Raw genomic sequence first — 13,677 nt, 5'->3', positions numbered from 1 at the left:
CCCTGCTCCACAAACAGGTAACCGCTGTTCATCAAACTGGCCGCAGAGACAATACCTCCATAGAACACATCGACTTCGCCGCCAGACACCGTAACCCCGGACAGAGTGCCTGAGACAGAAACCAAACCACCAGTGTTAACGGCAACAGAAGAGAAGCTGACACCAGTGGCAATATCGAGGGTTTCACCGTTGTTTACAACGGCACCAGATTGCACGGTTGTGTCGGTTTCCGTCTGTGTGGAACCTGAAGTAACGTTATCCATGCTCTTTTCTTTCGATACCGGGTATGACGCCATGAGGCGCACGGGGGAGAAGCGGAACAAAGTCTGTTGGGATATGTGAGGAATCTGGTGCTGCTGCTGGAGCTATCCCCGGATCAGGTCACATCCGGTTTCTACAGTCTTTGCATTTAGAAAAACTGAAACACGGTTTTTTGAAATGCAGAAAGTAGGTCCTGTCAGCAGCATAATTCTGAGGCGGGGCGCTGCGGCGAAAAATCGTGTCACCATAAAGAAAAACTCTTCAATTTAACGAGCTAGATGACAATCGCCGAGACACTTCGAACGCCACCTTCACGCGAGGTATATTTTTCTGCGAAGACTTCTAAAGAGGTTTGGAACTGATTGGTGTGACGTTTCCATGAAGTCTTTATGATAACGGAACGCTCTGGATGCAGACCTTTAAATTTTTTTCAGTATATTTACAGAAATGAGGCACTCGGCACAGAGATCTGTGCCGGGTGCCCAAAAGTCTCATCTAAAATGGAAGATGTAGTTATTATTTACTTTAGACTACATCAGGAACGGCTCTTTAATTGCTGATGGTGTCAGTCAGGATACTACCTGTTGCCGGGTCGAGTAGAAGTTGGCCGGAACGCTGATGCGTAAAGTCGAACAGGTCTTCAATGCTGCCAGATGTTTCGTCAAAAGACCCGCCGCCCAGACGCGCACCGTTCAACCAGTTATCCTCAATGAAGCGAACCACTGAAGATTCTGTTGAGAGTGTGTGGCTGACAGAGTTTGCCTTGGCGTAGGGAGAGATGACGATAAAGGGCAGACGTGTGCCTGGACCACAACGCCCGTTAACCGGTTGACCGCCAACGCCCATAGGCTGGCTACCAGCCGTGCCGCAGACGCCGCTTCCGTTGACCTGATCCGCAGTGGCATCAAAAGAACCATGCTGAGGAGCCACATACTGGTGATCATACCAACCATCAGAGTCATCATACGCGATGATGACAGCGGTGCTGCTCCATTCCGGCTGCTGCTGGATGAAGTTGACTAGTTTCACCACACCAGCCTGTTCGTCCAGCGGGTCGGAATAGCCGGCATGGCCATCCTGATACGCAGGCATTTTAATGTAGGACACTGCCGGGAAATTGCCCGCCTTCAGTGAGGAGTAGAAATCGTTCAGATCGTACTGATGGTTGGCCGGTTCAACTGCCGTCGAGTTTGCCATTGTGCTGTACCCAACAGCCGCCATGGAAGATGGGCGTGTATGCTGTGGGTTAGACGTGGTGGCAAAATACTGGAACCAGTTGTGATGCGGGATGTAATCCGTGACATCTTCTGACACTACATCAGAATAGGTACGGCGCTGGCAACTTGTCGTGCCGTCACTATTGGTCGTCGTCAGATCAAACCCGCCCATGAACCCACCCCAAGGGATGTTCTTGGTATTGAGCAGGTCACCAATGTTTTTCGCGTTCAGCAATACGGCATTGGATTTGGAAGAGCAGACGTCATATGCCGGGTCTACGTCATTAATCATCGTGTAGCCGCCCTGACCATCCGCAATAACGGCGCTGGACGTTGCTGGACCAACAATGGTCTGCACGCCGTTGGTCTGGCCGCCAACGACTTCCAAAGCGCCTGGCGTGGAGGGACCATAAGTATCTGTATAGTTATTGTCACTCATGGCAAAATGCTGGGCGTAGTTCCAGTAAGCGGTAACCGTGTTCCCGTCATAATAACCGAGAACCTGCCCTGCCGTACCAAACGCCCCCACACCACCGGATGTCCCGCGCCCTGTATATTTAGGGAAAAGGTCCATGGCGCCGTTGTTAGTCGCTCTCTGTTCTGGTGTGTACGCATGGTTTTGGTCAGCGGTAGCTGCCTGCGTCCTGTCAAGACGGAACGGTAGAGCTGCGGCACTGCCATTTGCACTGCTGCTGTTGGGATTCTGGTCCAGCAGGTTAGCATTCTGCAGGTTATTCACCTGCGGCGTGCCGGCTGCGGCGGTAAAAGCAGGCTCGCCACTCGGGTTTGCAGCCTTGGGGTAGGTTGCAAAATAGTGGTCGAAGGAAATATTTTCCTGATAAATTACCACAAGATGCTTGATGGGCGTTTTTGTGGCGAAGCTGGATGCCGGCAGATGCACGGTTCTGGAGCCCCGGATACCAGCAGCGTTGCTGAGGGCAGGCAGAGAAATAGACAGCGAAAGAAGAGCCGACAATGCGACTTTCATGGGCCTGGCGAACACCGTTAGGTCACCTTTCGTATTGTACTGCCTCCGTTGACGACACGCCCCATCATGAAAACACCGGCATCCAAGAGAGAGATGCCGGTCTGGACAGTGATGGATGCGAAACCGTAAGCAGAGCGCATAATTGCTAAACCAAACGCTCAATAGCCTTTGTTTTCAAATTGATGTGTGACTATTTCATGAAGAACTTATGACAACGGAACTCTTGCTTTTCTGTAAATAAGAATAGTTCTGAACATCTACCAACTTCATCAGAAACATGAGGACAGATTATCGAGGCATAAAACATGGCTATTAAGAAATCTCTTTCATTATAAATGATCTTTATAAAAATTACTCAAAAGACATGTAATTCGCTACTGGGCCTATTCTCCCGCATCGGGCACACGGGGCTGGGTGACTCCCTCTGCACCCTGATGGTGCTGAAAATCCGGCCGCTGAACAATCTGATGCCCTCCGCGTTCCAGAGTGACCGCCTCCCGTGTCACAGCGATAATGTGCCACCCTGCAATACTCTCCCCTTGGTGCACCAGATGCCCTGCAGAATTCTGTTCTCCCCGGAACAGCGCACCGTCCTGACCGGCAGAATGAACAATACCTGTCAGCACAGGCAAAGTATCAGACTGTACAGCAACGGTATCTGGTCGTCGACTAGGTGCAAACAACGGGCGGCTGAGCACTGTTTTTACGGTATCTTCTGGCGCAGTGTTCTCTGCCAAACGAATTGGCGATGAAAAAGCAGGAGAGGTTCCAGTCCAAAAGCCCTGCAAAGCTCCGAGCCATACCAGCACACATATTCTGTAGTTAAGGCTCATCAGCAGTTCCATCTGTTCTGAACGGTTTAATTATGATCTCAGACCACGGCGCAGCATGTGCTGGCACAACCCTGACGCCAAACAGTAACGGAGCGCCTCCTGTCCATGCGGTGTGCCATGCTGCCGGAGAGCCTCCCCAGTACCGTAAATGTAGCGCAGAAATGGCGTTGGCAAGAATTTCTTCATGCGCGTTTTCCTCCGGGCCGCAGCCCGGTCGGTGATGTGCCCGCCAGCGCACAACCAGTTGTTTTTCACGGTTCACTCCCAAACCAAGACTGACTTCATGCTCCTTCCCATCGGGTAGTTTTGTCAGAGTTGTCAGAGCCAGGCGGTCCTCAGCGCCTGTTACGGATCCGTCTTCGGATATAACAGCACTCAGAAGCTTGCGGAGAGTTGCGTCCGTTTCCGCCTGTTCAGCAATCCGGTCCTGTTCAGCGTGCTGGCGCGCCCAGCCACGCAGGCCGAATGTCACACCTCCAGACAGCATGAGAAACAGCAGCCCCAATAACGCCGTAACTACGAGCATCTCCAGAAGTGTAAAACCGCATTGTGCATGGGTTTCTCTTGGGGAAATACTTTTTCCCTGCCCGAGCATTCTCATGGCACGGAAGGCGAAGCAAACCGCCGCCCGGTCAGGTGCACACGCGCACCGTTACCCCAGAGCACTTCAACATCCACCGCATAGAACGCGAGAGGAATGCCACGGCCTGACGGAAGCACTGCTATCTGGCGGGTTTCCATCACCCAGCGATATCCGTCTGGGTCAGACCCTTCCTGACGTCCGATCGCGGGATGTGTCAGAACCAATGCACTATCCAGCCGGGAACGGGCACGGGCCAGCGCGTCCTCACGGTTGCCGGATCGGACCACCCTGTCCAGATTACCGCCGAGTATGGCCGCCAGCACCGCCATACCTGCCGCAGCAATAGCAATAGCCACAATCACTTCCAGTAGAGTAAACCCTCCCTCCGTCACGGAGCATCTTTCAGAAGCCATGTGCCATAATTCTCCCCGTCAGAGGGCTAACAGAGACGCTGAGAGTTCTGGCCTGCACATGCAAGACCCAAGCGACTGGAGCGCCAAGGCCATCAGGTTGGAAAACAAAGGGCATGGGCGCCAACAGGGCAGCTTCTTTTGGTAGATAAACTGTTTTAATAATAGTTTTTGAGGAAAGTTCGAGTATCTGATTCTGCGCCGAATTAAACCGGACTGTAATTGGCGCTCCTTTTGTCATGGCATCCAGACGCGCTGTGCGCAGGGTAGACAGGAGCGCCTCACGCGCCTGCAAGAAAGAGGCCAGCGTGCTGTGCACAGGGCCGCGCTCCAGCATCAGGGAGAGGAAAAGTCCGGCAATCGCCAGTACAATGATCATTTCCAGCAGCGTAAAGCCCTGCTCCTGTTTAGTGCGCCAGGTCATTTAGCCCCAACATGGCCAGCAACAGCGCTGAGACAATACCTGCCACGACTGCCCCCATAACAACAGTAATGGCAGGCACTAGCAACGCTACCAGACGTTGCAGATCCACCCGCACCGCGTCCTCATGTAATTCCGCCGCACGTAGGCACAAGGGGCCAAGCTGGGCGGTTTCCTCACCCAGGCGCATCAGATGAATAGCACGCGGCGGGAATAGGCCCGTACTTTCCAAAGGACGTGAGAGGCCTCCTCCCTCCCGCGCTACAAGAGCCGCTGCTGCCACGGCCCCCGCCCCGGCGCGGTTGCCAATAACGTCCTCACTAATTTTCAGAGCGCTCAGCAAAGAGACGCCATTCTGCAAAAGCGTTCCCAGCGTGCGCGTTAGCCTTGCCGCCATGATATTCCGTGAAAGCGCACCGACCACCGGCAAACGGAGCAAAGTCTGGTCAAACCGTAGGCGGAAGGCAGGTTGTGCCAGTAAAGCTCGCAGCATAAACATTGCCGCCAAGCAGCCAAGAAGCAGACCTAACCCCCAGCGGGTCAAAAAATCTCCGGCGGCAATCACACATCGCGTTAGAAACGGAAGTTGAGCTCCTGCCTCGGCAAACAGGGGAACAAACTGAGGAAGCACACCTGTAAGGAGCAATACGACCGAGCCAATGGAGGCCACCACCAGAATGGCTGGGTAAATCAGTGCGGATTGAATGGAGGTTGTGAGTTTACGCTCCCGCTCCATTAGCGTTGCCAGTCGGTCGAGAGCCTCCCCTAGAGCGCCCCCAGCCTCCCCAGCCTTCACCAGATTGATATAGAGTGGTGTAAAACTATCAGAACGGGTGGCAAGCGCCGTTGCAAAGGATCCACCATTCCGCATGGCGTCACGTAATTCTATCAGCACTGTGCGGGCGCGTAGGCCTGCACGCCCTGTTTCCGGCAAGGTTTCAATCAAAAACCGCAAAGCGCGGTCCAGATCCAGCCCTGCCCCCAGCATCAGCGCCAGTTCCCGCGTAATGTCAGCAACCTGCGAGCGCCTCAGACCTGTGCGGCGTAGGGTAAATGAGATCTGAAGGCCCGCGAGCCTGCCTCGTTCAGACTGTGCTGTCACGCGCACAGGTGTCAGGCCGCTGCGCCGTAAATATGCCACCACATGGGCCTCATCCGGCCCCTGTGCCTGTCCACGCTGGAGCTGCCCCTCTACTGTGAGTGCACTATAATGCCATGTGATACTCACTCGTTCGCGGCCCCGCTCACAGGAGCCATATCAGGCCGCGTTTCAGTCTCAGCGCGGATAATCCGCATGACTTCCTCAACTGTCGTTTCCCCTTCACAGGCGGCGTCTATCCCTGCCTGAAAAAGGGTCTTCATACCTTCTTCCGCAGCCTGCCGCTCAATAGCCGTGTGATCAGCCCGCGCAAGGATCAGCCGCACAATAGCAGGTGATGGCACCAGATATTCCGCAATGGCAATACGTCCGCGATACCCGGTGTGACGGCACTCCGGACACCCAACCGCCTGCCAGAGTGATGCGGCCCGCTCTGCTGGCACACCCAGTCGCTCTGCCACCACAGCGTCAAGCTGTAGCGGGGTACGGCAGCTATGGCAGAGCCCGCGCACGAGCCGCTGCGCCAGGACACCCCGCAACACGGCTGTTTGTAGATAGTCCTCCAACCCCATATCCCGCAGGCGGGTAATGGCGGCGGCGGCTGAGTTCGTGTGCAAGGTAGAAAGAACAAGATGGCCGGTAAGCGCTGCCTGCGCAGCAATCTGGGCTGTTTCCAGATCACGGATCTCACCCACCATAATGACATCCGGATCCTGGCGCAGAATGGCGCGCAGGAGTGTTGCAAAGGTCAGGCCGATTTGCGGTCGAATTTGAATCTGATTGATCCCGGCCAACTGATATTCGATTGGATCTTCAATCGTTACTACCTTGCGCTCAGTGACATTTAACTGCGCTAAACCCGTATAAAGCGTTGTGGTTTTACCGCTTCCCGTTGGCCCGGTAACCAGCACAATGCCGTTTGGCTCCTCCAGTGCTGCACGGAATTGCGCAATTACACCCGGAGAGAGGCCCAGGCGCCCATATTCAAATTTAACAGAGCCTCGGTCCAGTACACGCATGACCACAGACTCTCCGTGCAATGCCGGAATGGTGGAGACACGGAAATCCACCGCACGCCCGCGCACAGCCAGTTTGATACGACCATCCTGCGGCAGGCGGCGTTCAGCAATATCCAGGCGTGCCATAATCTTGATACGGGAGATAACCGCAGCAATCAGCCGTGCAGGTTGGCTTTCCATTTCATGAAGAACGCCATCGTACCTGAAACGTACCCCTAGCCTGTCTTCGAAGGGTTCAAAGTGGATATCAGACGCATGGGTCTCAACCGCTCGGAAAATAATCTGGTTCACCAGCCGGATCACGGGTGCTTCACTCGCCAGATCCTTCAGGCGGTCCGCATCCTCTTCAAGCGGATCACCCTCTGCGGTCCCCTCTTCCGTATCCGGAGAATCAGCGGCCAGTGTTGCCGGGTAAAGGCGGCTTAAAGCGGCTTCCAGATCAACCGGCAGTGCTGCCATTGGGCGCACTGGCAAAGAAACAGCCAGAGAAACAGCTTGCACAACAAAATCATCCAGCGGGTCCGCCATAGCCAATAGCAATATTCCATTCTCACACGCCAGCGGTACGGCAGACGCCTGCCGCAAAAAAGGGGCGGCAAGAATATCAGGGAAAACCGGCTCTTCCAGGGCCGCCAGCGCGGTGGCAGAAACCACCGAGTGACCTGTCAATGTGGCATAGGCAGTAGCCAACGCAGCCTCGCTGACCAGACCGAGCTGAAGCAGAATGGTGGGCAGTGCCTGCCGGTTTTCCGTTGCAACCCGTCGCGCCCTTTCCAGCACAGCGGCGTCACACGTGCCTGCCTGCATCAGGGTATCTGCCAGCCGAGTTTCTGCCTGTGCTCGTGTTCCCGGGGCGGGAAGAATGGAAACGCTCATCCTACGCAAACCTTTTTCTGAGATCTGGGTAGACCTGATGCTTGCAGGCCATCAGAACCTCCGGCACAAAATACCGCATGCGCTTCCTTCTTCTGGCCATTGCACCGTTTATTGGCAGCTTTTTGGGTGTTCTCATTCGTCGGCTTCCGCGTGGCGAAGCGGTTGGGATTGACCGCTCCCGTTGTGAGGTGTGCCACCATACTCTTGGCCCGACTGAGCTGATCCCTCTGCTCAGCTACGCCGCTCAACTTGGGCGCTGCCGCGCGTGCAAAGCCCGAATTGATCCGTTTCATCCAGCTATTGAACTCGCAGCAACGGCCATAGCGGCGCTGGTGCTTATGATATCAGATCCCAACTCGTCCTTTTTGTACGGGACAATCGTGCTGGGTTGGGTCCTGCTGGCATTAAGCTGGATTGATTTTGAAACCTTCCTGCTGCCAGATGTCCTGACCCTCCCCTTGCTGATAGGTGGCCTTGTGGAAGGGACTATAAGTGCAGATGGTCCCTCATTGTTCAGTCGGGTAGCTGGTGCTCTCGCTGGGTGGGCACTGCTGGTTACTGTAGCCATAGTATATAAGGCTGTGCGGGGCAGAGTTGGCATAGGAGGAGGAGATGCCAAACTTCTCGCGGCGGGAGGAGCGTGGCTTGGGCTCCAGGCATTACCTTGTGTCCTGCTCGGCGCATCTCTCTGCGGTTTCATCCTTGCTCTCGTTATGATGGTGCGGGGGCGGCACCTGAATGCCAGAATGATGCTGCCCTTTGGCCCGTGTTTGGCTCTATCAGTCTGGATAGCGCGATTAATGCAGCACATTTGGGGCTGGTTATAAGAGAACCACCCTTAAGCGACCAGATCAGCATGGGTCGCATGCGGAACGTTTCATCAAACTGTCACTATTTCCCCCCTCGCCACCCGGAAGAAGGCGGTGGTAAGCACCCTCACGGTCTTCCTCTGTTGCTGCGCACAAGGCATGAACACGTTAATGAGCTTCCTTGCTTACCTGTCCCTTGCACCTAGTCGCCATTTGGCTGTCTGGCAGGCATAGCGCGTGACGAATGCACGTCTTCCTGCTGGCCTGAGCGGGCAGATCCTAGCCTGTAGCGTGACTTTTGCCGGTGTTGCTTTTTTGGCCATGACAGGCTTTTCATTGCTCTCTTTCTACCACAACCGGGCCACAGCGCTGGAAGACCAGCGTGCGGTCCTTAGCCATACTGAACATCTCATCCGTCAGACCCCGGAGCTTAAACGGCGCTATCAGGAGCGCCATGCGTCGGCTTCCAGTAAGCATCTGCTGCTGGCGGGGCAGAGTGATTCTGAAGCCGCAGCCAACCTCGTACAGACAGTGCAGGCGCTGGCTACTAGGCGTCAGATTGAAATTGCCAGCCAGGAGACCGTACCGCCGCACGCCATTGGGCATTTCCGGGCAATTAGTGTGCGCATTGCGCTGACAGGAAATTGGGCCGCCTTTGTGGCGCTGCTTGATGATCTTGATCACACAGAACCCCGGTTACTGGTGGAAGATCTGGAAATTCAGCGTGCACGCACGGTTACCAACGCTACGCGCGGGCATACCAGCGCTGTAGATTCAACTCTTTCCATTACGGGTTTCAGAGCCGATCGCGGCACACCCGGTCAAACCGCTCAGACACCCTGAGGATCATGCCGCACATTCTCCGCCGCTTCAGCGCCGCCTCCCTCCTGCTTTCCATAGCTGGCTGTACCCAGAAACCGCCCGAACTTGCTCCTCTGCCTGTGCCTGCGCATGATATTCGCGCAACTGTACGGGAAGACGGAGCCGTAGCGCCCCTACCCGCCAACGGCCAGACGTTTGTACGTATGGGAAGCGGTACACGCGGCGGTATGCCAGGAACTGCCATAAGCGGAGGTGGCGATATTTCCTTGAATTTTGCTGATACGGACATCCATGCCGTCACAGAGCAAATTCTTGGCGGTATTCTGCACGTTAATTACATGATTGATCCCTCCGTGCAGGGCACTGCAACCCTACACACTGCGCAGCCTTTACGGAGGGACCAACTCATCCCTACCCTGCGCGTGCTGCTTGCAGGGGCTAATGCAACACTTGTGACGCAAAGCGGCCTATATCGGGTGGTCTCTCTATCGTCAGGCGGGCGAGGCCCCGGCTCCGGTGCTGGGTCTGGCAACAGTACAACGGCTATCCCGCTGCGGTATACAAATGCCGCTAGTATTGCAAAACTGATCCAGCCCGTTGTGCAGGGTGGTGGACACGTTGCGGCAGACCCGGACAGCAATACCATCATCCTTTCGGGAGACCCGGCCACACGGGAAACCCTGACAGAACTGGTCCATACGTTTGATACCGATACACTGGCTGGGCAATCTTATCTGCTGCTTCCCGCCACGACTGGTACAGTCAGTGAGCTTAGCCAAGCTCTGAAAAATGCTTTGGGTGTCCGCCGCACCAGTGGCGACGGCACAGGCACTGAGTCAATCCGTCTGTTCCCCATGCCGAGCATTGATTCCATTTTGGTCACAGCGCGGCAGCCGCGCCTGATTGAGGATGCGCGCCGGGCCTTTTCTGTTATTGAAGCAGGACGGAAACAGACAGTAAGGAACTGGAGCGCATTTTACCTTCAGAATGGCCGGGCGAATGATGTCGCCTATGTGCTCCAGCAGGCCTTCACACCTGAGCATGTCACGGCCGTTCCAACGCCTTCGCCCAAACAGCAAACGGGCATGGCTTCAAATAACAGTAACAGCTCATCCGGTTTTGGCAGCATGTCAGGCGCTTCCGGCCTGGGGTCAAGCCAGTCTGGGTCTCTGATGTCTGGTAATAGTTCTGGAGATTCCAGTTCAAGCGCCTTCGGCGGTAGCTTGAATGGTAACAGCGGACAAAACCAGACAACCAACCAGAATGACGGGATCAGCAACAATCCGCTTCTGGGCGGCTTGGGGAATATGAGCGAAAATAATGAGAACAGCTCTCACATTCGCATTATTCCGGACCTGCAAAACAACTCTATTCTGGTCTATGGTACACGGGCTGAAACAGAAACCATTACGGCCATGCTGCATAAAATTGATATCATGCCGCTTCAGGTGATGGTCGATGCCACCGTGGCGGAAGTCACGCTGAACGACTCTCTTGAGTACGGCACACAGTTTTTCTTCAAATCTGGTGGTATTAACGGCGTTCTGAGCAATGCAACCCAGAGCTTGGGCGCTGCCAATCTGGTCTCCTCTCAGCTTTCTTCCAGCTTTCCGGGATTTGTGTTGGGGGGCAGTGGGCAGGGCGGCGCGCCTTTCGTTATCAACGCGTTGCAAAGCGTTACCAAAGTGCGTGTTCTGTCATCCCCGCAGATCATGGTGGTTGATAACCAGCCAGCGTCCCTCATGGTGGGTAATTTGGTGCCCTACCTGACCGGTGCAACGACCAGCGTTGTCACCTCCAACTCCACCATTACCAATTCCATCAACTACCAACCAACCGGCGTCATCCTTCAGGTCACCCCGCATGTGAGCAATACCGGTCTGGTGACTTTGGATATCTCCCAGCAGGTCAGTTCCGTCTCATCCACGACCACAAGCACGGGGTCTTCCGGCATTAACAGCCCCACATTCTCCCAGCGGCAGGTGAGCTCCCGCGTGGCGATTGAGGATGGGCAGACGGTCGGGCTTGCCGGGTTGATTACAGATAACGCATCACGCGGTAATCAGGGCCTGCCCTGGTTGAAGGATATTCCCATTCTGGGAATGCTAGGTAGCCAGCAGACCAATCTACGGGAACGGACAGAACTTCTGGTGCTCATCACTCCACATGTTATCCGCAGCCAGAACGATGCCCGCGCCATGACAGAAGACCTTCGCCGCAATCTCGCGCAATCCGCAGCACTGGCACCCGAACTTGCTCACACGCAGCAGACAGGCTCGCCCGATCCGCAGCAACGGATTTTAAAAGCCATCGGGTTGCATGACTGACGCTCCCAACTCGAGCACTATGCACAACGCGTCCGGAAATTTGCCTGAGACGCAGCAAGGCTTCGCTTTGCTGCTCGTGCTCTGGACGCTGGTTCTTATTAGTCTAATTGGTACAGCACTGCTGGCTGGGAGCAAAGCCGCCACGGAGCAGGATGCGGCAGAGACTCTGCTGGCCACCACTCAGGCGGAAGCCGATGCCGCAATTCAGACCGCCTTATATCACTTATTGGCTGGAGGTGCCGCCCATTGGGGGGCAGATGGTCGCTTTCACGCCATTACAGAGCCAGATCTGACAGCAGATGTGCGTATACAGGTTGAGGCCGGGAAAATTAACCCGAATACTGCACCGCCCGGCCTGTTAACCGCCGTTTTTGAAGTGGCGGGATTACAGACGCCAGCCGCACAGACACTAGCCCGTATGACTGTGCTGTGGCGTACCCCTCCATCTCTAGCACAGCAGGCAAACAGGCAGGCCAATATCAGCCTGCTTGCAACACTGGGAACATGCAAACCCGCAGCACGCCCCATGCACACATTGGATGACATCGGGGAGATTCCCGGTATGACACCCAATCTTTTAGCAACACTCGCTCCACACATCTCTTTTACGCAAAAAGACATGCCCTCCCCTCACACACGTGATCCTTTTATGCGTGCTGTGTTTGACCGACTACAAACTCAGGGGGGGGCACCTCCTATCCAAGGTGCCTCTACCCCGCAGCGAGAGCAGGAAGACACTGCGGTAGACTGGGCAGAGCACACGTTAATTGTTACGGCACGGGTAATACGTCCCGGCGGCCATATGCTGATCCGCCGGGCTGTGCTGGCACCGCAGCCCGGGCGCAGCACCCCCTTTGCTTTTCTGTCACTCGGGACAATTCGCCAGGACCAGTTATAGCGGACCTGAAACGTAAACCGTATTTGAGAATAAAGACAGTTTGATGAACTTCGTGCTCTTCCAGCCCCCTGCCGGTTGAAACCTTACTTCACGAGTATTAGAGCATGGTCGATCGCGTTACTGTTTGGCTGGGAACATTGAGATCGCGGTGTTCAGCACCTTCTGGCGGTATGTTGCATTCAATGATGGCGTATGGGAATGATAATAGCCTATGGCCTGCATAAGATCACCATGAGCCTCATTGATATATGTGCGCAGGATAAGCGCAGACGCAGCCACATTGAAGCAGGAATCAGATACCAACCGTGCGGCAGTCTGCACAGCGGGCAAATGGCTTACCTCAGCCAGAGGCTGCACCCAACGCGTGTTAATTTGCATCAGACCCAGATCAGAACTGCCATCCGTATTCCGTCGGACCATGCCTGCAACGCCCCCTTCGACTTTCTGAATTACGGGAAGAACACGGGGTGGGATGTCGTATCGGATTGCACTGGCAACCATGCACGCAAGAAGGGGAATTGGCATCGTAATCCTGATCGCAACGGGCTATTTTCTGCACAACCCAGTCGTCGCTTTTCCGGGGCGGCGTTTTATAATGCGCCTGTCCTTCGCGCAAGTCCTGTGAGCATTTTATGACAAACTCTCCTCCAACCACCCTCCCCCCAGACGAGACTGATCCGCAGGCTGGTTTCACCCTGTTGGAAATTCTCGTCGTGCTAGCCATTCTGGCCTTGCTGATTGGGCTTGTTGCGCCTGCAGCACTGCGCCAACTTGGTGGCGCACGCGTATCAGTTGCAAAGCAATCCATCTCCCGGCTTGGCTCGGTGCTGGATCTGTATAAGCTTGATGTGGGAGCCTACCCAACAACGGAAGAAGGCCTTGCGGCTCTCATCCATAAACCGGCTGACGCGCAAAACTGGAATGGCCCCTATCTGAAAGATGCTAGTGAGCCAAAAGACCCATGGAACCACCCTTACAGCTATCAGGCTCCATCATCGCGAGACGGTCATGAGTACGACCTGTGCTCTGCTGGAGCCCGAGGCACTGGCGCCGCAAGTCCTGGCCAACCTGGCTCCATCTGCAATCCGTAATATTCTATGCGCCCGACAGCAGG

General features: G+C 55.2%; 14 protein-coding genes. 5 read left to right on the top strand and 9 right to left on the bottom strand.

Going from position 1 to position 13,677, the window contains the following annotated elements; all coding sequences use genetic code 11:
• The 8 genes from Abci_RS08305 to Abci_RS08270 all read right to left on the bottom strand — a co-directional run.
• Positions 1-263, bottom strand: a 263-nt coding sequence (locus Abci_RS08305; protein ID WP_048838694.1) for a hypothetical protein, incomplete at its 3' end; no start/stop codon positions are given.
• Positions 264-810: 547 nt separating this feature from the next.
• Complete coding sequence (locus Abci_RS08300; RefSeq protein WP_052944805.1) at positions 811-2,466, bottom strand: phospholipase C; 1,656 nt, start codon at positions 2,464-2,466, stop codon at positions 811-813.
• A gap of 383 nt (positions 2,467-2,849) precedes the next feature.
• The gene (locus Abci_RS08295; RefSeq protein WP_146806969.1) at positions 2,850-3,299 is read right to left on the bottom strand and encodes a hypothetical protein; all 450 of its coding nucleotides are present in this window, start codon (positions 3,297-3,299) and stop codon (positions 2,850-2,852) included.
• Entirely contained in the window at positions 3,289-3,894 is a 606-nt protein-coding gene (locus tag Abci_RS08290; protein ID WP_048838691.1) for a prepilin-type N-terminal cleavage/methylation domain-containing protein, read from the bottom strand. The genes Abci_RS08295 and Abci_RS08290 overlap by 11 nt, the downstream gene beginning before the upstream one ends.
• A gap of 2 nt (positions 3,895-3,896) precedes the next feature.
• Complete coding sequence (locus Abci_RS08285; RefSeq protein WP_048838690.1) at positions 3,897-4,295, bottom strand: prepilin-type N-terminal cleavage/methylation domain-containing protein; 399 nt, start codon at positions 4,293-4,295, stop codon at positions 3,897-3,899.
• On the bottom strand, positions 4,285-4,716 hold the full coding sequence (locus Abci_RS08280) for a prepilin-type N-terminal cleavage/methylation domain-containing protein (RefSeq protein WP_048838689.1): 432 nt from the start codon (positions 4,714-4,716) through the stop codon (positions 4,285-4,287). Before Abci_RS08280 ends, Abci_RS08285 begins: the two co-directional genes overlap by 11 nt.
• Positions 4,700-5,941, bottom strand: coding sequence for a type II secretion system F family protein (locus tag Abci_RS08275; RefSeq protein ID WP_244877626.1), 1,242 nt, complete (start codon positions 5,939-5,941; stop codon positions 4,700-4,702). The genes Abci_RS08280 and Abci_RS08275 overlap by 17 nt, the downstream gene beginning before the upstream one ends.
• A complete protein-coding gene (locus tag Abci_RS08270; protein ID WP_084597593.1) occupies positions 5,938-7,707 on the bottom strand; it encodes a GspE/PulE family protein in 1,770 nt (589 codons plus the stop codon). The genes Abci_RS08275 and Abci_RS08270 overlap by 4 nt, the downstream gene beginning before the upstream one ends.
• Before the next feature lie 77 nt (positions 7,708-7,784).
• On the opposite strand from Abci_RS08270, the gene Abci_RS08265 reads away from it, so the two are divergent.
• The 4 genes from Abci_RS08265 to Abci_RS08250 all read left to right on the top strand — a co-directional run bounded on the left by Abci_RS08265 (position 7,785) and on the right by Abci_RS08250 (position 12,563).
• Positions 7,785-8,534: a prepilin peptidase gene (locus Abci_RS08265; RefSeq protein WP_052944804.1), complete on the top strand. Its 750-nt coding sequence runs from the start codon at positions 7,785-7,787 to the stop codon at positions 8,532-8,534.
• Between the two features lie 219 nt (positions 8,535-8,753).
• Complete coding sequence (gene gspM, locus Abci_RS08260; RefSeq protein WP_048838687.1) at positions 8,754-9,359, top strand: type II secretion system protein GspM; 606 nt, start codon at positions 8,754-8,756, stop codon at positions 9,357-9,359.
• 5 nt (positions 9,360-9,364) lie between these two features.
• On the top strand, positions 9,365-11,665 hold the full coding sequence (gene gspD / locus Abci_RS08255) for a type II secretion system secretin GspD (protein ID WP_048838686.1): 2,301 nt from the start codon (positions 9,365-9,367) through the stop codon (positions 11,663-11,665).
• Positions 11,658-12,563 carry a hypothetical protein gene (locus tag Abci_RS08250; RefSeq protein WP_048838685.1) on the top strand — a complete coding sequence of 302 codons (906 nt, stop codon included), beginning with the start codon at positions 11,658-11,660 and terminating at the stop codon, positions 12,561-12,563. Before gspD ends, Abci_RS08250 begins: the two co-directional genes overlap by 8 nt.
• Before the next feature lie 117 nt (positions 12,564-12,680).
• Here Abci_RS08250 and Abci_RS08245 read toward each other — a convergent pair whose 3' ends face one another.
• Entirely contained in the window at positions 12,681-13,088 is a 408-nt protein-coding gene (locus tag Abci_RS08245; protein ID WP_048838684.1) for a lytic transglycosylase domain-containing protein, read from the bottom strand.
• Positions 13,089-13,195: 107 nt separating this feature from the next.
• Between Abci_RS08245 and gspG the strand changes: the two genes are divergently transcribed.
• Complete coding sequence (gene gspG / locus Abci_RS08240; RefSeq protein WP_048838683.1) at positions 13,196-13,654, top strand: type II secretion system major pseudopilin GspG; 459 nt, start codon at positions 13,196-13,198, stop codon at positions 13,652-13,654.
• Positions 13,655-13,677: the final 23 nt, after the last annotated feature.

Source organism: Acetobacter cibinongensis (genome assembly GCF_000963925.1).
Classification (GTDB): Bacteria; Pseudomonadota; Alphaproteobacteria; order Acetobacterales; family Acetobacteraceae; genus Acetobacter; species Acetobacter cibinongensis.
The sequence above is the reverse complement of the archived record's forward strand: the minus strand, read 5'-3'. Positions and strand labels throughout refer to the sequence as shown.

What these genes read in the sequence shown, in the direction of transcription:
- Abci_RS08300 (WP_052944805.1), bottom strand. Translation starts at nt 2,466, where the DNA reads ATGAAAGTCGCATTGTCGGCTCTTCTTTCGCTGTCTATTTCTCTGCCT.
- Abci_RS08295 (WP_146806969.1), bottom strand. Translation starts at nt 3,299, where the DNA reads ATGAGCCTTAACTACAGAATATGTGTGCTGGTATGGCTCGGAGCTTTG.
- Abci_RS08290 (WP_048838691.1), bottom strand. Translation starts at nt 3,894, where the DNA reads ATGCTCGGGCAGGGAAAAAGTATTTCCCCAAGAGAAACCCATGCACAA.
- Abci_RS08285 (WP_048838690.1), bottom strand. Translation starts at nt 4,295, where the DNA reads ATGGCTTCTGAAAGATGCTCCGTGACGGAGGGAGGGTTTACTCTACTG.
- Abci_RS08280 (WP_048838689.1), bottom strand. Translation starts at nt 4,716, where the DNA reads ATGACCTGGCGCACTAAACAGGAGCAGGGCTTTACGCTGCTGGAAATG.
- Abci_RS08270 (WP_084597593.1), bottom strand. Translation starts at nt 7,707, where the DNA reads ATGAGCGTTTCCATTCTTCCCGCCCCGGGAACACGAGCACAGGCAGAA.
- Abci_RS08265 (WP_052944804.1), top strand. Translation starts at nt 7,785, where the DNA reads ATGCGCTTCCTTCTTCTGGCCATTGCACCGTTTATTGGCAGCTTTTTG.
- gspD (WP_048838686.1), top strand. Translation starts at nt 9,365, where the DNA reads ATGCCGCACATTCTCCGCCGCTTCAGCGCCGCCTCCCTCCTGCTTTCC.
- Abci_RS08250 (WP_048838685.1), top strand. Translation starts at nt 11,658, where the DNA reads ATGACTGACGCTCCCAACTCGAGCACTATGCACAACGCGTCCGGAAAT.
- Abci_RS08245 (WP_048838684.1), bottom strand. Translation starts at nt 13,088, where the DNA reads ATGCCAATTCCCCTTCTTGCGTGCATGGTTGCCAGTGCAATCCGATAC.
- gspG (WP_048838683.1), top strand. Translation starts at nt 13,196, where the DNA reads ATGACAAACTCTCCTCCAACCACCCTCCCCCCAGACGAGACTGATCCG.